Genomic DNA, 18261 nt, shown 5'->3' with positions numbered 1-18261 from the left:
ACGAAGACCCCCTTTATATCTGAGTCTTTGCCGGGATGGGTGATGCTGCCATGGCGTGCAGCAACACCCATCTGGCTAAGACGTACTCTGCAATGCTCCCTGCAGCTTTGAGGTCAGAACCTTGCCGATTTCGGACATCGGTTCGGGGTCTGTCATCGCGCCATGGTGGCATGCGATTTCATACACATTGACCTGGCCTGTCACATAGGGGAGCCAGACCTCGGGGGAGGGAAGGCGAGGTGTTTCAGTGGCGACGAACAGCAGCAGGTTGCCAGAGATCTTCTCGGGCTTGTAGTCTTTGAGAAGTGACACGTTGTGTTTGGTCACTCGGTTCATTCTTTCGATGTGGTTCTTGCTGAGGCTCGAAAGAATGGATTTTTCCGTGTTGAAGGTGATGCCCTTCCATATTCTCTCCTGCTGGAGATAGGCAGTTTTTCGCTCGACAGGGAAGTCGAGTCGTTCGAGGTCGGGCTGCTGAATCGGCGCCTTGAAAATGTTCACATGCGGTGGATAGGTATCAAGAAGGACAACCTGGTTGTCCTGCCCGCTTTGGGAAGTGGCGAGGCGTGCTATTTCAACGGCGACATACCCGCCGAATGACCAGCCGAGGAGGTTGTAGGGGCCTGAAGGCTGAATCTTCCTGATCTCTTCCAGGTAGTCCGCCGCCATCGCTTCGATCGAATCCGGCATGAGCGCGAGGTCGGCATACCCTCGGGCCTGCAGGCCATAGACGGGACGATTGTTGCCAAGGTATTTGATGAGCGACCCATAGCCCCAGCTCAATCCGCCCCCCGGGTGGATGCAGAACAACGGTGTCGTATCTCCCGTGGCTCGGATCGGGATCAGCGTCTCGAACGAGTCGTTCTGGTTCTTGGCATTGATCCGCTCGTTGAGTTGCGCGACGGTGGGCGCCTCGAACAGCGTGCGGATGGCCAGCTCCACGCCCAGTGCGGAGCGGGTGCGGTTGATGAGCTTGGTCGCCAGCAGGGAGTGGCCGCCGAGGTCGAAGAAGTTGTCGTCGATGCCGACCTGCGGGAGGCGGAGGATCTCGGCGAAGAGTGCCGCGAGGATCTCCTCCTGGGGGGTGCGCGGGGCGCGGATGCTGTGGGGGGTGAAGTCCGGTGCCGGCAGGGCCTTGCGGTCGAGCTTGCCGTTGGGGGTGAGCGGCAGAGCGGGCAGGACCACGATGGCCGCGGGGACCATGTGCTCGGGTAGGGTATCGGACAGGCTGCGGCGCAGGGCCTGGGTGTCCAGGGCAGCGTCCGAGGCCGAGCCGGTGGTCTCGGCCACCACATAGCCCACGAGCTGCTTGTGGCCGGGAGAGTCCTCGCGGGCGATGACGGCGGCCTGTGCGATGTGGGGCAGTCGGGTGAGCGCGGCCTCGATCTCGCCGGGCTCGATGCGGAAGCCGCGGATCTTGACCTGCTGGTCGGCGCGTCCGAGGAAGTCGAGCACGCCGTCGGAGCGCCATCGTGCGAGGTCGCCGGTGCGGTACATGCGGCTGCCCGCGGGGCCGTGGGGGTTGGCGACGAAGCGCTCGGCGCTCAGGCCGGGGCGGTTGAGGTAGCCGCGAGCCAGGCCCGCGCCGGCGACGTAGAGCTCGCCGGGCACGCCCGCGGGCACGGGCTGCAGGGCTGCATCGAGCACGTACACCTGCAAGTCCGGGATGCCACGCCCGATCAGGCTGTTGGCCTCGGCCGAGGCGATGTGGCGGTCCAGCGCGATGTAGCTGACATGCACCGTCGTCTCGGTGATGCCGTACATGTTGACCAGCACCGGGGCGTTGTCCGCATGGCGGTCGTACCAATCCTGCAGGCGGCGCAGCTCCAGGGCCTCGCCACCGAAGATCACGCAGCGCAGCGCCAGGCCCGCGCGCAGTTGCGGCTGCTCCTGGTCGGCCTGCATGAGCTGGTAGAAGGCCGAGGGCGTCTGGTTCAGGACCGTGACCTTCTCGCGCACGAGCAGGGCCAGGAACTCCGAGGGCGAGCGGCTCAGCAGGTTGGGGATGACGACCAGGCGGCCACCGCGAAGCAGGGGCCCCCACAGCTCCCAGACCGAGAAGTCGAAGGCATGGGAGTGGAACATGGTCCAGACGTCGTCCGGTCCGAAGCGATACCAGTGCTCGGTGGCACCCAGCAGCCGCACGACGTTCTGCTGGGGGATGACCACGCCCTTGGGCCTGCCGGTGGACCCGGAGGTGTAGATGACGTAGGCGGGGTTGGCGGGGGTGAGGGGGCGCGTGCGCTCGGAGTCGGTGGGGTTGGCGCGGGAGCGGGAGGAGATGGCTTCGCGCACGTCTGGGGCATCCATCAGCACGGTGGGTACGCCCTCGGGCAGGAGCCGCGCGGTGGCCGAGTCGCTGAGCATGCAGGCGGGGGCTGCGTCCTGGAGCATGAAGGCCAGGCGGTCCCTGGGGTAGTCCACGTCCAGGGGCAGGTAGGCTGCGCCGGTCTTGAGGATGGCCAGCAGGCCGACGACGAGCTCGATCGAACGGGGCAGTGCGAGCGCGACGAAGCGCTCGGGTCCCACGCCCTGAGCGATGAGGTGGTGGGCGATCTGGTTGGCGCGCGCGTTGAGTTCGGCGTAGCTCAGGCGCTGGTCCTCGAAGACGAGGGCGATGGCCTCCGGGGTGCGCGCGGCCTGCTGCTCGAAGAGGGCGGGCAGGGTGGCCTCGGCCACGGGGTGGGCGGTGTCGTTCCAGCCGCTGAGGATCTGCTGTCGCTCCTCGGGCGCGAGGATCTCGATGCGTCCGATGGGCTGCGCGGGGTCGGCGGCGATGGCTTCGAGCACGCGCTGCAGGCGCCCCACCAGCTGGTCGACCGCGTCGCGCGCGAACAGGTCGGGGCGGTAGCCCACGCGCAGTTGCAGCTGCGCACCGGGGACGACCGCGATGCTCAGCGGGTAGTGGGTGGTGTCGCCCCCGCTGCCCCCGGCACGCGCGATCTCCAGGCCGTTGTAGGAAGGCTGGCGCCCCCTGGGGTCCACGGGGTAGTTCTCGAAGACGAACAGCGTATCGAACAGCGTGCTGAAGCCGCTGATGCGCTGGATGTCCGACAGGCCCAGGTGCTGGTGCGCGATGAGCGAGGACTGCTGGTCCTGCAGCCGTGCGAGGACCTGCACGGCAGGCTCGTCGGACTCGAACTGCAGGCGCAGCGGCAGGGTGTTGATGAACAGGCCCACCATGGCCTCCACGCCGGCGAGCTCGGGCGGGCGTCCGGAGACCGTGATGCCGAAGACCACGTCCTGGCGCCCGGTCAGGCGCGCGAGCAGCGCGCCCCATGCGCCCTGCATGAGGGTGTTGAGGGTGAGGCTGTGCTGGCGAGCCTGGCGGGTGAGGGCGTCGGTCAGAGCCTGCGGCAGGCTGAAGGCGAAGGAGGACTGGCGCCCCGAGGTGGAGGCCTGGGTGGTGACCAGCCGGGTGGGCTCCTGCAGGCCTGCGAGGGCGTCGCGCCAGGCTTGCTCGGCGGCGGCGCGGTCCTGCTGCTTGAACCAGGCCAGGTAGTTGCGGTAGGGCGTGGCCGCAGGCAGGCTGGCGGGGTTGCCGCGGCTGGCGTACAGCGCGAACAGCTCCTTGAGCAGGATCGGCATGGACCAGCCGTCCAGCAGGATGTGGTGGCTGGTGAAGACGAAGCGAGCGCGCTGGGCGGACAGGCGGATGAGCGCGAAGCGCAGCAGCGGTGCCTGTGTCGGTTCGAAGGGACGAGAGGCATCCGCCTTGAGCCAACGAGCGAGCTCGGCATCTTGCTGGTCCGACGCGAGGTCGCTCAGATCAATCTCCTGCCAGGGCAGGGTGATCTGGCGCGGGATGATCTGCACGGGCTCGGAGAGGTCCTGGTGCAGGAACGCGGCGCGCAGGTGCGCGTGGCGCTGCAGCAGCGCGCTGGCGGCGGTGTGCAGGGCGCCAGCGTCCAGGGGGCCGGTGAGTTCGAAGGCCATCTGCACGACGTAGGCGTCGGCCTCGTGCTCGTCGTACATGGCGTGGAACAGCAGGCCCTGCTGCAGGGCCGACAGCGGCAGGATGTCTTCGAGTGCGGGGTGCTGCTGCTCGATGCGCTCGAGCTCCGGCTGGCTCAGGCTCAGGAGAGGGAAATCCGAGGGCGTGAAGCCGCCGGCGTCGCTGCGCTGGGCGTGCGCGACCAGCGCAGCGAGGGCGTCGAACCAGCCCTGGGCAAGATCGCGGATGTCGGCTTCGCTGAAGAGCTCGCCGGCCCAGGCCCAGGAGGCCTGGAGTTCGGGACCCTCGGCCTTGTCGCGCGTGAGCGCGTCCAGCGAGATCGCGTGCGCCAGCGGCGCCTCCGCATCCCCGCCGCCACCCAAGGCGCTGGCCTCCGGTGCGGCGGCCCAGTCCTGGGCCTGCGGGGCGGCGAAGCGCCCCAGGTAGTTGAAGCCGATCTGCGGTGCGGCCCCCGCGAGTACCTTGGACGTCTCGGGGTTGAGGTAGCGCAGCAGCCCGAAGCCCAGGCCGTTGTCGGGCAGGGCGCGCAGCCGCTCCTTGCTCTGCTTGAGCGCACGGCCCATGTGGGCGCCGCCGCGCAGGGCATCATCGAGGTCGATGCCCTGCAGGTCCAGGTGCACGGGGAAGATGCTGGTGAACCAGCCCACGGTGCGCGAGAGATCGATGTCCTCGAAGATCTCCTCGCGGCCGTGGCCTTCGAGGTCGAAGACCACACCGGGTGCGTGCTCACCGCCGCGCTTGCGCCGCCACTGGGCCACGGCCAGGGCGAAGGCCGTGAGCAGCACGTCGTTGATGCGGCCGTGGAAGAGCGCGGGCACCTGCGTGAGCAGTGCGGAGGTGAGCGTGGTGGGCAGGCTCAGCGTCAGGCGCCGGGCGGTGGCGACCGTGTCGCGGGTGGCATCGAGCGCGCGGTGCGACAGCAGCGGGTCCGCGGCGTCCACGATGGCGCGCCACAGCGGCAGCTCGGCGAGCCGGCGTGGGGAGAGTGCCTCGGCGTTCAGGCGCAGCGCCCAGTGGCGCAGGGAGCTGCTGCGCGGCCCGAGCCCGGCGCGCTCGCCGCGCTGGGCGGCCAGCCAGGCCAGTTCGAGGTCGGGCACGAGGATGCGCCAGGAGACGCCGTCCACTGCGAGGTGGTGGATCGTCAGCAGCAGGCGCCCGGGCTGTGCGCTGCCGGCGTCGAACCAGGTGGCCTGCAGCATGCGCCCGGCCTCGGGGTCCAGGCGGGAGGCGGCTGCGCGCGAAGCCTCGGCGATGAGCATGCGAAGGCCGTCCTCGTGCAGGCCGATCGTGTCGATGCGGCGCAGGTACTCCCTGGCCTCGAAGGATGGCGCTGGGGGAATCTCCAGATGCCAGCCGGGCACGAGGCGCATGCGCAGTGCGTCGTGCTGGTCGAGCACAGCCTGCAACGCCATCACGAGATGGTCCTGCTGCATGTCCGCAGGGACCTGCAGCAGCATCGACTGGTTGAATCGCGTCAAAGGGCCGCCACGCTCGCGCAGCCAATGGATGACCGGTGTAGGAGGCAAGTCGCCAACTGCTGGATTCCCTACCGCATTTAGCCGACCTGCCGATGCTTCGAAACTGGACTGCGCGGCCAGCGCTTCAATGTTCGGCTGCTGGAAGATGCTGCGCGGCGTGATGAGCAGTCCGGCCTTGCGCGCGCGGCTGACGAGCTGGATGGAGCTGATGCTGTCGCCGCCGAGGTCGAAGAAGTTGTCGTCGATGCCGACCTGCGGGAGGTGGAGGATCTCGGCGAAGAGTGCCGCGAGGATCTCCTCCTGGGGGGTGCGCGGGGCGCGGATGCTGTGGGGGGTGAAGTCCGGTGCTGGCAGGGCCTTGCGGTCGAGCTTGCCGTTGGGGGTGAGCGGCAGAGCGGGCAGGACCACGATGGCCGCGGGGACCATGTAGTCCGGCAGGGACTCCGACAGGCTGCGGCGCAGGGCGGCAGTGTCGACGGTCGAGCCTGCGGACTCGGCCACCACATAGCCCACGAGCTGCTTGTGGCCGGGGGAGTCCTCGCGGGCGATGACGGCGGCCTGTGCGATGTGGGGCAGTCGGGTGAGCGCGGCCTCGATCTCGCCGGGCTCGATGCGGAAGCCGCGGATCTTGAGCTGCTGGTCGGCGCGTCCGAGGAAGTCGAGCACGCCGTCGGAGCGCCATCGTGCGAGGTCGCCGGTGCGGTACATGCGGCTGCCCGCGGGGCCGTGGGGGTTGGCCACGAAGCGCTCGGCGCTCAGGCCGGGGCGGTTGAGGTAGCCGCGAGCCAGGCCTGCGCCTGCGATGTAGAGCTCGCCGGGTACGCCCGCGGGCACGGGCTGCAGGGCCGCATCGAGCACGTACACCTGCGTGTTCCAGATCGGGCGGCCGATGGAGGGGCGCTCTTGCCCATTCATCGGAGCGCTCATGCTGGCACAGATCGTGATTTCGGTCGGACCGTAAGCATTGATCATGCGGCGTCCCCTCGACCAGCGTGCGGCCAACTCGTCCGAACAGGCATCGCCGCCTACAACCACGGTCTGCAAGTGCGGATATTCGCCATCCGGCAGCGTCGCCAGCGCGGCTGGAGGAATCAGTGCATGGCTTATAGCCTGCTGATTAAGCAGTTGGGCCAGTTCCATCCCCAGCAGCTGTTGTGGCTCCGGCAGGACCAGAGTTGCACCAGCGTGAAAAGCCATCAGCAGATCCATCACCGAAGCGTCGAAACCACTCGAGGAAAACTGCAGCACGCGTGCGCTTCGGCCGATGACAAAACGCTGCGTCATGGAAGTGCCAAGGCTGTTCAGGCCCGCATGCGAAACCATCACCCCCTTGGGCCTGCCAGTGGACCCGGAGGTGTAGATGACGTAGGCGGGGTTGGCGGGGGTGAGGGGGCGCGTGCGTTCGGAGTCGGTGGGGTTGGCGCGGGAGCGGGAGGAGATGGCTTCGCGCACGTCTGGGGCATCCATCAGCACGGTGGGTACGCCCTCGGGCAGGAGCCGCGCGGTGGCCGAGTCGCTGAGCATGCAGGCGGGGGCTGCGTCCTGGAGCATGAAGGCCAGGCGGTCCCTGGGGTAGTCCACGTCCAGGGGCAGGTAGGCTGCGCCGGTCTTGAGGATGGCCAGCAGGCCGACGACGAGCTCGATCGAACGGGGCAGTGCGAGCGCGACGAAGCGCTCGGGTCCCACGCCCTGAGCGATGAGGTGGTGGGCGATCTGGTTGGCGCGCGCGTTGAGTTCGGCGTAGCTCAGGCGCTGGTCCTCGAAGACGAGGGCGATGGCCTCCGGGGTGCGCGCGGCCTGCTGCTCGAAGAGGGCGGGCAGGGTGGCCTCGGCCACGGGGTGGGTGGTGTCGTTCCAGCCGCTGAGGATCTGCTGTCGCTCCTCGGGCGCGAGGATCTCGATGCGTCCGATGGGCTGCGCGGGGTCGGCGGCGATGGCTTCGAGCACGCGCTGCAGGCGGGCCACGAGCTGCTCCACCGTGGCCAGCTCGAACAGGTCGGTGGCGAACTCCACCCGGGCGGCGATGCCCTGCGCCTGCCCGGTCCTGTCGCGCTGCTCCCACAGGGCGAAGGACAGGTCGAACTTGGCCGTGTGGTTGCGCACCGGCTCGCCCGTGGCCACCAGTCCCGGCAGCTCGAAGCTGGCGCGGGCGTTGTTCTGCAGCACCAGGGCCACCTGGAACAGCGGATGGCGCATCATCGAGCGCGTGGGATTGAGCACCTCCACCAGCCGCTCGAAGGGCAGGTCCTGGTGCGCATAGGCGGCCAAGTCGGTGTTGCGCACGCGCGCGAGCAACTCGCGGAAGCTGGGATTGCCCGAGGTGTCGGTGCGCAGCACGAGCGTGTTGACGAAGAAGCCCACCAGATCGTCCAGGGCCTCGTCGGTGCGACCGGCGATGGGACTGCCCAGGGCGATGTCGGTGCCTGCTCCCATGCGGGTGAACAGCGTGGCCAGCGCCGCCTGCAGCACCATGAACAGGCTGGCCTGTCCTTCCCTGGCGAGGGCGAGCAGGCCTTGGTGCACCTCGGCGGGGATCGTGAACGCCATGCTCTGGCCGCGGTAGCTGGAGACGGCGGGGCGGGGCCTGTCGGTGGGCAGCTCCAGCTGCTCGGGCAGTCCGGCCAGGGTCTGCTGCCAGTAGGTCAGCTGGCGCGCTGCGGTGCTGTCGGCATCGGCCTCGTCACCCAGCAGCTCGCGCTGCCAGAGGGCGTAGTCGGCGTACTGCACCGGCAGCGCCGTCCAGGCGGGGGCCTTGCCCTGGCAGCGCGCGGCATAGGCGGTGGACAGGTCTCGCGCCAGCGGTGCGAGCGACCATCCGTCGCTGGCGATGTGGTGGCACAGCAGCAGCAGGACATGCTGCTGGGGGTTGAGGCGGAACAGCCACGCGCGCAGCGGCAGCTCGTGGGCAAGTTCGAAGCCGTGGCCGGCGGCCTGCGAGAGCTGCTCGGCCAGCGTGGCCTCGGACGCATCGAGCACTTGCAGGACAGGCCGTGCGGCCTCCGGTGGAAGGACCACCTGCTGGGCCACGTCGTCCGTGTCGGGGAACACGGTGCGCAGGCTCTCGTGGCGCGCGGCGATGTCGCACAGGGCTTGCGCCATGGCCTCGGCATCGAGGGGGCCGCCCAGGCGCAGTGCGAGGGGGATGTTGTAGGTGGCGCTGGGGCCGTCCAGGCGGTGCAGGAACCACAGGCGCTGTTGCGCGAAGGACAGCGGCAGCTGCGCGGGCCTGGGCAGGGCGCGCAGGGGCGTGCGTGCGGCGGTGGAGTCCTCGCCCAGGCGCTGGGCAAGCTGCGCGACGGTGGGGGCCTCGAACAGCGTGCGGATGGCCAGCTCCACGCCCAGTGCGGAGCGGGTGCGGCTGATGAGCTTGGTCGCCAGCAGGGAGTGGCCGCCGAGGTCGAAGAAGTTGTCGTCGATGCCGACCTGCGGGAGGTGGAGGATCTCGGCGAAGAGTGCCGCGAGGATCTCCTCCTGGGGGGTGCGCGGGGCGCGGATGCTGTGGGGGGTGAAGTCCGGTGCCGGCAGGGCCTTGCGGTCGAGCTTGCCGTTGGGGGTGAGCGGCAGAGCGGGCAGGACCACGATGGCCGCGGGGACCATGTAGTCCGGCAGGGACTCCGACAGGCTGCGGCGCAGGGCGGCAGTGTCGACGGTCGAGTCCGCGGACTCGGCCACCACATAGCCCACGAGCTGCTTGTGGCCGGGAGAGTCCTCGCGGGCGATGACGGCGGCCTGTGCGATGTGGGGCAGTCGGGTGAGCGCGGCCTCGATCTCGCCGGGCTCGATGCGGAAGCCGCGGATCTTGACCTGCTGGTCGGCGCGTCCGAGGAAGTCGAGCACGCCGTCGGAGCGCCATCGTGCGAGGTCGCCGGTGCGGTACATGCGGCTGCCCGCGGGGCCGTGGGGGTTGGCCACGAAGCGCTCGGCGCTCAGGCCGGGGCGGTTGAGGTAGCCGCGAGCCAGGCCTGCGCCTGCGATGTAGAGCTCGCCGGGTACGCCCGCGGGCACGGGCTGCAGGGCCGCATCGAGCACGTACACCTGCGTGTTCCAGATCGGACGGCCGATCGGTGCTTCGTCTTTGCCGACAGGTGCGAAGACACTGTCTCCCGTTGCCTCCGAGGAACCGTAGAAGTTCAAGAGCTGCGCGTGCGGCAGGAACGTCGTGAAGCGAGTGGCCAGTTCCGTGGTCAGTGCCTCGCCGCTCACAATCCAGAGTCGGCAGTCCGTCAGACACGAGGCATCGCCTTGTTCGATCAAGGCAGCGAGCAGACTTGGAACGAGCGTGATGCGTTCGATCCGGTGGTGCGCGACCAGCGTGACCAGATCGTCAAGTGTCTTGGTTGTGTGGGCGCTGGCCATCACAACAGGCGCGCCGAACAGCAGGGGGCCAAGAAGCTCAGTCGTTCCATCGATGAATGCGATGGAGCTTTTGGCGATAGACGGTTTCCTTTCGTCATAGGCATACGCCGTGTGGATCCATTTCAGCCGGTTGATGGCGCCAGCATGAGGACCGACCACGCCCTTGGGTTTGCCGGTGGACCCGGAGGTGTAGATGACGTAGGCGGGGTTGGCGGGGGTGAGGGGGCGCGTGCGCTCGGAGTCGGTGGGGTTGGCGCGGGAGCGGGAGGAGATGGCTTCGCGCACGTCTGGGGCATCCATCAGCACGGTGGATACGCCCTCGGGCAGGAGCCGCGCGGTGGCCGAGTCGCTGAGCATGCAGGCGGGGGCTGCGTCCTGGAGCATGAAGGCCAGGCGGTCCCTGGGGTAGTCCACGTCCAGGGGCAGGTAGGCTGCGCCGGTCTTGAGGATGGCCAGCAGGCCGACGACGAGCTCGATCGAACGGGGCAGTGCGAGCGCGACGAAGCGCTCGGGTCCCACGCCCTGAGCGATGAGGTGGTGGGCGATCTGGTTGGCGCGCGCGTTGAGTTCGGCGTAGCTCAGGCGCTGGTCCTCGAAGACGAGGGCGATGGCCTCCGGGGTGCGCGCGGCCTGCTGCTCGAAGAGGGCGGGCAGGGTGGCCTCGGCCACGGGGTGGGCGGTGTCGTTCCAGCCGCTGAGGATCTGCTGTCGCTCCTCGGGCGCGAGGATCTCGATGCGTCCGATGGGCTGCGCGGGGTCGGCGGCGATGGCTTCGAGCACGCGCTGCAGGCGGGCCACGAGCTGCTCCACCGTGGCCAGCTCGAACAGGTCGGTGGCGAACTCCACCCGGGCGGCGATGCCCTGCGCCTGCCCGGTCCTGTCGCGCTGCTCCCACAGGGCGAAGGACAGGTCGAACTTGGCCGTGTGGTTGCGCACCGGCTCGCCCGTGGCCACCAGTCCCGGCAGCTCGAAGCTGGCGCGGGCGTTGTTCTGCAGCACCAGGGCCACCTGGAACAGCGGATGGCGCATCATCGAGCGCGTGGGATTGAGCACCTCCACCAGCCGCTCGAAGGGCAGGTCCTGGTGCGCATAGGCGGCCAAGTCGGTGTTGCGCACGCGCGCGAGCAACTCGCGGAAGCTGGGATTGCCCGAGGTGTCGGTGCGCAGCACGAGCGTGTTGACGAAGAAGCCCACCAGATCGTCCAGGGCCTCGTCGGTGCGACCGGCGATGGGACTGCCCAGGGCGATGTCGGTGCCTGCTCCCATGCGGGTGAACAGCGTGGCCAGCGCCGCCTGCAGCACCATGAACAGGCTGGCCTGTCCTTCCCTGGCGAGGGCGAGCAGGCCTTGGTGCACCTCGGCGGGGATCGTGAACGCCATGCTCTGGCCGCGGTAGCTGGAGACGGCGGGGCGGGGCCTGTCGGTGGGCAGCTCCAGCTGCTCGGGCAGTCCGGCCAGGGTCTGCTGCCAGTAGGTCAGCTGGCGCGCTGCGGTGCTGTCGGCATCGGCCTCGTCACCCAGCAGCTCGCGCTGCCAGAGGGCGTAGTCGGCGTACTGCACCGGCAGCGCCGTCCAGGCGGGGGCCTTGCCCTGGCAGCGCGCGGCATAGGCGGTGGACAGGTCTCGCGCCAGCGGTGCGAGCGACCATCCGTCGCTGGCGATGTGGTGGCACAGCAGCAGCAGGACATGCTGCTGGGGGTTGAGGCGGAACAGCCACGCGCGCAGCGGCAGCTCGTGGGCAAGTTCGAAGCCGTGGCCGGCGGCCTGCGAGAGCTGCTCGGCCAGCGTGGCCTCGGACGCATCGAGCACTTGCAGGACAGGCCGTGCGGCCTCCGGTGGAAGGACCACCTGCTGGGCCACGTCGTCCGTGTCGGGGAACACGGTGCGCAGGCTCTCGTGGCGCGCGGCGATGTCGCACAGGGCTTGCGCCATGGCCTCGGCATCGAGGGGGCCGCCCAGGCGCAGTGCGAGGGGGATGTTGTAGGTGGCGCTGGGGCCGTCCAGGCGGTGCAGGAACCACAGGCGCTGTTGCGCGAAGGACAGCGGCAGCTGCGCGGGCCTGGGCAGGGCGCGCAGGGGCGTGCGTGCGGCGGTGGAGTCCTCGCCCAGGCGCTGGGCAAGCTGCGCGACGGTGGGGGCCTCGAACAGCGTGCGGATGGCCAGCTCCACGCCCAGTGCGGAGCGGGTGCGGCTGATGAGCTTGGTCGCCAGCAGGGAGTGGCCGCCGAGGTCGAAGAAGTTGTCGTCGATGCCGACCTGCGGGAGGTGGAGGATCTCGGCGAAGAGTGCCGCGAGGATCTCCTCCTGGGGGGTGCGCGGGGCGCGGATGCTGTGGGGGGTGAAGTCCGGTGCTGGCAGGGCCTTGCGGTCGAGCTTGCCGTTGGGGGTGAGCGGCAGAGCGGGCAGGACCACGATGGCCGCGGGGACCATGTAGTCCGGCAGGGACTCCGACAGGCTGCGGCGCAGGGCGGCAGTGTCGACGGTCGAGCCTGCGGACTCGGCCACCACATAGCCCACGAGCTGCTTGTGGCCGGGGGAGTCCTCGCGGGCGATGACGGCGGCCTGTGCGATGTGGGGCAGTCGGGTGAGCGCGGCCTCGATCTCGCCGGGCTCGATGCGGAAGCCGCGGATCTTGAGCTGCTGGTCGGCGCGTCCGAGGAAGTCGAGCACGCCGTCGGAGCGCCATCGTGCGAGGTCGCCGGTGCGGTACATGCGGCTGCCCGCGGGGCCGTGGGGGTTGGCCACGAAGCGCTCGGCGCTCAGGCCGGGGCGGTTGAGGTAGCCGCGAGCCAGGCCTGCGCCTGCGATGTAGAGCTCGCCGGGTACGCCCGCGGGCACGGGCTGCAGGGCCGCATCGAGCACGTACACCTGCGTGTTCCAGATCGGGCGGCCGATCGGTGGAGATGCTTGGCCGGACAGCGTGGCACTCATGGTTGCACACACCGTCGATTCGGTGGGGCCATAAGCGTTGATCAGTCGCCGTTGTTCAGACCAGCATTCCACCAACTGAGCTGTAGAGGCTTCCCCGGCCACGACCAGATCGACACCTCTTGGCAGGGGTGTGGACTCCTGCACGGCTAATGCGATCGGCGGAAGGGTCAGATGGGTGATGCGATGCCTGGTCACGGTGGACGCAAGAGCCTCCCCGGGCAGCAGGTCATTAGCTTGAGCCAGGACGAGCGTTGCACCGGAGAGAAGCGCTTGAGCCACTTCCCAGAAGGCAGCATCAAAGCTCAGTGATGCAAACTGCAGGATGCGCGAACCGGACCCGATGATCAAGTGCTCGATCTGGCTGGCGCTGAGACTCGGAACGCCCGCATGAGAGACGATGACGCCCTTGGGTTTGCCGGTGGACCCGGAGGTGTAGATGACGTAGGCGGGGTTGGCGGGGGTGAGGGGGCGCGTGCGCTCGGAGTCGGTGGGGTTGGCGCGGGAGCGGGAGGAGATGGCTTCGCGCACGTCTGGGGCATCCATCAGCACGGTGGATACGCCCTCGGGCAGGAGCCGCGCGGTCGCCGAGTCGCTGAGCATGCAGGCGGGGGCTGCGTCCTGGAGCATGAAGGCCAGGCGGTCCCTGGGGTAGTCCACGTCCAGGGGCAGGTAGGCTGCGCCGGTCTTGAGGATGGCCAGCAGGCCGACGACGAGCTCGATCGAACGGGGCAGTGCGAGCGCGACGAAGCGCTCGGGTCCCACGCCCTGAGCGATGAGGTGGTGGGCGATCTGGTTGGCGCGCGCGTTGAGTTCGGCGTAGCTCAGGCGCTGGTCCTCGAAGACGAGGGCGATGGCCTCCGGGGTGCGCGCGGCCTGCTGCTCGAAGAGGGCGGGCAGGGTGGCCTCGGCCACGGGGTGGGCGGTGTCGTTCCAGCCGCTGAGGATCTGCTGTCGCTCCTCGGGCGCGAGGATCTCGATGCGTCCGATGGGCTGCGCGGGGTCGGCGGCGATGGCTTCGAGCACGCGCTGCAGGCGGGCCACGAGCTGCTCCACCGTGGCCAGCTCGAACAGGTCGGTGGCGAACTCCACCCGGGCGGCGATGCCCTGCGCCTGCCCGGTCCTGTCGCGCTGCTCCCACAGGGCGAAGGACAGGTCGAACTTGGCCGTGTGGTTGCGCACCGGCTCGCCCGTGGCCACCAGTCCCGGCAGCTCGAAGCTGGCGCGGGCGTTGTTCTGCAGCACCAGGGCCACCTGGAACAGCGGATGGCGCATCATCGAGCGCGTGGGATTGAGCACCTCCACCAGCCGCTCGAAGGGCAGGTCCTGGTGCGCATAGGCGGCCAAGTCGGTGTTGCGCACGCGCGCGAGCAACTCGCGGAAGCTGGGATTGCCCGAGGTGTCGGTGCGCAGCACGAGCGTGTTGACGAAGAAGCCCACCAGATCGTCCAGGGCCTCGTCGGTGCGACCGGCGATGGGACTGCCCAGGGCGATGTCGGTGCCTGCTCCCATGCGGGTGAACAGCGTGGCCAGCGCCGCCTGCAGCACCATGAACAGGCTGGCCTGTCCTTCCCTGGCGAGGGCGAGCAGGCCTTGGTGCACCTCGGCGGGGATCGTGAACGCCATGCTCTGGCCGCGGTAGCTGGAGACGGCGGGGCGGGGCCTGTCGGTGGGCAGCTCCAGCTGCTCGGGCAGTCCGGCCAGGGTCTGCTGCCAGTAGGTCAGCTGGCGCGCTGCGGTGCTGTCGGCATCGGCCTCGTCACCCAGCAGCTCGCGCTGCCAGAGGGCGTAGTCGGCGTACTGCACCGGCAGCGCCGTCCAGGCGGGGGCCTTGCCCTGGCAGCGCGCGGCATAGGCGGTGGACAGGTCTCGCGCCAGCGGTGCGAGCGACCATCCGTCGCTGGCGATGTGGTGGCACAGCAGCAGCAGGACATGCTGCTGGGGGTTGAGGCGGAACAGCCACGCGCGCAGCGGCAGCTCGTGGGCAAGTTCGAAGCCGTGGCCGGCGGCCTGCGAGAGCTGCTCGGCCAGCGTGGCCTCGGACGCATCGAGCACTTGCAGGACAGGCCGTGCGGCCTCCGGTGGAAGGACCACCTGCTGGGCCACGTCGTCCGTGTCGGGGAACACGGTGCGCAGGCTCTCGTGGCGCGCGGCGATGTCGCACAGGGCTTGCGCCATGGCCTCGGCATCGAGGGGGCCGCCCAGGCGCAGTGCGAGGGGGATGTTGTAGGTGGCGCTGGGGCCGTCCAGGCGGTGCAGGAACCACAGGCGCTGTTGCGCGAAGGACAGCGGCAGCTGCGCGGGCCTGGGCAGGGCGCGCAGGGGCGTGCGTGCGGCGGTGGAGTCCTCGCCCAGGCGCTGGGCAAGCTGCGCGACGGTGGGGGCCTCGAACAGCGTGCGGATGGCCAGCTCCACGCCCAGTGCGGAGCGGGTGCGGCTGATGAGCTTGGTCGCCAGCAGGGAGTGGCCGCCGAGGTCGAAGAAGTTGTCGTCGATGCCGACCTGCGGGAGGTGGAGGATCTCGGCGAAGAGTGCCGCGAGGATCTCCTCCTGGGGGGTGCGCGGGGCGCGGATGCTGTGGGGGGTGAAGTCCGGTGCTGGCAGGGCCTTGCGGTCGAGCTTGCCGTTGGGGGTGAGCGGCAGAGCGGGCAGGACCACGATGGCCGCGGGGACCATGTAGTCCGGCAGGGACTCCGACAGGCTGCGGCGCAGGGCGGCAGTGTCGACGGTCGAGCCTGCGGACTCGGCCACCACATAGCCCACGAGCTGCTTGTGGCCGGGGGAGTCCTCGCGGGCGATGACGGCGGCCTGTGCGATGTGGGGCAGTCGGGTGAGCGCGGCCTCGATCTCGCCGGGCTCGATGCGGAAGCCGCGGATCTTGAGCTGCTGGTCGGCGCGTCCGAGGAAGTCGAGCACGCCGTCGGAGCGCCATCGTGCGAGGTCGCCGGTGCGGTACATGCGGCTGCCCGCGGGGCCGTGGGGGTTGGCCACGAAGCGCTCGGCGCTCAGGCCGGGGCGGTTGAGATAACCGAGTGCGATGAAATCGCTGCAGATGGCCAGCTCGCCGAACACATCGGTCGGCTGTCCATCCGGATCGAGCAGCGCGATCTGGGTCGATTCGACGGGATGCCCGATCGGCAGGCGCATGCCGTTCGAGTCGGTCTGCGCGTCGGCGAAAAACTGCACCGTCACCGTCGATTCGGTCGGCCCCAGGCCATTGACAAGCAGGCAGTGCGGCCCGAAATTCTTCCGCAGCAGATCGAGGTCGGTCGGTGTGGCCTCCTCGCCGCCCAGGACCACCAGCCTCGTCGCGGAGACCTTCTGTCCCTGCAGCCCCATGGTCCCAAAGCGGAACACGGTCGGCGTCGAATGCCAGACCGTGATCTGATGCCGTTGGATCCACTCGCGGATCCTGGTGAAGCCTGTTTCCCGCAGATCGAGGATGTGCAGCGAGGCGCCGTTCAGCAGTGCCCCGTAGATGTCCATCACCGACGCATCGAAGCCATAGGAGCTGAACAACGTCAATTTGTCGGCCGCGCTCAGGTGAAGCGCATTCGTGTAGACGGCCATGAAGTGCAGAACGTTGCGATCGATCTGCACCACCCCCTTGGGCTGCCCGGTCGTGCCCGAGGTGTAGAGGATGTAGGTGGGCGTGCGGGGATCGCGATGCACCTCGCAGCGCTCGGCCGGGGCGATGGTCGAGGGATCGAGAACGGGCACTTGCCGTTCGGCCCCGATGCTGCTTGCGAGCGTTGCCAGACCGGATTCGCAGACCAGCGCCTCGCCTTCCGAATCCGCCAACATGAAGCGAAGCCGTTCCACTGGATGCAGAGGATCCAGCGGCACATAGGTCTTGCCGGCCTTCAGGACCCCGAGCATGGCGGCAATCATTTCCGCGCCATGCCCGAACAGCAGCATCACGCGGCCGGGGCCGTCGCCCAGGCTTTGGCGCAACGCAAGGGCAATCCCGTTGGCCTTGCGGTCCAGTTCGGCGTAGCTCCAGACGGAGTCCTCGTGCGTGATGGCGATGGCAGCGGGGTCACGCCTCACCTGCGCCTCGAAGCGCGCGGTCAGCGACTGCTCGATGTCGTCTCGCGTGAACGGCGTGTAGGGCTGCGTCGGCCTGGGGCCACGCGGCGCGGACGAGTCGGAGGACGCCGGGGACGGCAGCGGAATCTGGAACAGGCGGGTGTCCGGATGGGCGGCGACTGCGCGCAGCACGGACTTCAGATGCTCGATCATCCAGGTCACCGTGGCGCGGTCGAACAGGTCCGCTGAAAACTCCACGCGGCCCGAGATCCCGTCCAAGGCCCCTTGTCGATCCCGTTCTTCCCACAGGGTGAAGGACAGGTCGAGCTTGGCCGAGCGGATGGCGATGGGCTCGAAGGTCGTTTCGATCCCCGGAAGCTCGACGCTGGCCCGTGCGTTGTTCTGGAAGATCAGCGTGACCTGGAACAACGGATGGCGTGACATGGAGCGCACGGGGTTGAGCACCTCCACCAGGCGTTCGAACGGCAGGTCCTGGTGCTCGTAGGCGCTGAGGTTGATCTCCCGCACGCGCTGGAGCAGCTCGCGGAATCTCGGATTGCCCGAGGTATCGGTGCGTAGCACGAGGGTGTTGAGAAAGAAGCCGACAAGATCGTTGAGCGCTTCGTCTGTGCGTCCCGCGATCGGGCAGCCCAGCGGAATGTCCGTGCCTGCACCCATGCGGGTCAACAGGGTGGCCAATGCCGCTTGAAGCACCATGAACAGGCTGGCCTGACCCTGGCGTGCGAGCGCCGTCAAGCCCTGATGCAGTTGCGCATCGAGCCGGAAGGGAATGCTCTCGCCACGGTGACTGGAGACCGCGGGACGGGGACGGTCGGTAGGCAGGTCGAGTTGCTCGGGCAGGTCGGCGAGGGTTTTCTTCCAGTAGGCCAACTGGCGCGCGCCGGTACTTTGAGGGTCAGCCTCGTCGCCCAGCAACTCGCGCTGCCAGAGGGTGTAGTCGGCGTACTGCACCGGCAGCGGCTTCCATGCCGGGGGCCTGCCCTGGCAGCGCGCGGAATAGGCGGCAGACAGATCGCGCACCAGCGGCGCGAGCGACCAGCCGTCGCTGGCGATGTGGTGGCACAGCAGCAACAACACATGCTCGCGGGGGGCAATGCGCAGCAGCGAGGCACGAAACGGAATCTCGTGCGTCAGCTCGAAGGCATGGTCGGCTGCCTCGGCGAGCCGCGCGGCGAGCGTGGTTTCCGAGACCTGGGCTTGTTCCAGAACGAAATGCGCGTTCTCCACGGGGAGAATGACCTGCTGTGGCTCATCGTCGGTGTCGGGGAAGATGGTCCGCAGGCTCTCGTGGCGCGCGACCAGGTCCTCGAGGGCGAGCCGCAGTGCTGCATCGTCGAGTTCGCCTTTCAGTCGCAGGGCCAACGGAAGGTTGTACGTGGCATTCGCGCCGTCGAGGCGGTGCAGGAACCACAGTCGTTGCTGAGCGAAGGAGAGAGGAATCATCATTGGGTTGAGCCAGGGTGTTGGGTTGCGCCGTCGTTCGACGGCAGCGCG

General features: G+C 68.9%; 1 protein-coding gene. It reads right to left on the bottom strand.

Features of this window, described 5'->3' with window-relative positions; genetic code table 11:
* Positions 1-75 precede the first annotated feature (75 nt).
* Positions 76-18213 (bottom strand): non-ribosomal peptide synthase/polyketide synthase, encoded by an 18138-nt coding sequence (locus tag ABL843_RS26720; protein WP_418117908.1) that lies wholly within the window; start codon positions 18211-18213, stop codon positions 76-78.
* Positions 18214-18261: the final 48 nt, after the last annotated feature.

The organism is Variovorax sp. 350MFTsu5.1, assembly GCF_048302515.1.
GTDB classification, from domain to species: Bacteria; Pseudomonadota; Gammaproteobacteria; order Burkholderiales; family Burkholderiaceae_C; genus Variovorax; species Variovorax guangxiensis.
Note: the sequence above shows the minus strand (reverse complement) of the source record. Positions and strands in the feature narration are given on the sequence as shown.